Annotated in this window: 1 protein-coding gene; it reads right to left on the minus strand. The window is 50.0% G+C overall.

Annotated elements, in window-relative coordinates; all coding sequences use genetic code 11:
* On the minus strand, positions 1-230 hold a 230-nt coding region (locus UQ64_RS00460; protein WP_156417406.1), incomplete at both ends, for a transposase.

The following is a 230-nucleotide window of genomic DNA, read 5'->3' on the forward strand; positions in this document are numbered from 1 at the left end:
GTCATGACCATACACATCGTCATGAGATAGAGAAAACGCCTTAGACGCGGGCGGCCACGCTTGCTAAGCACCATTTTCCCGCGCCATTTCCCAGAGCTGGCCTCAGCCAAATTTAGACCTGCATGACGAAGTAAGGCATTTCCGTGTGCGTAACCACTAAGATCACCGGTTTCTCCTAACACGCCGGCTAGACTGGTTACATTTACACCTCGAATGGTAAGCAATTTTTG

The sequence above is a fragment of the Paenibacillus etheri genome (genome assembly GCF_001012825.1).
Lineage (GTDB): Bacteria > Bacillota > Bacilli > Paenibacillales > Paenibacillaceae > Paenibacillus_AQ > Paenibacillus_AQ etheri.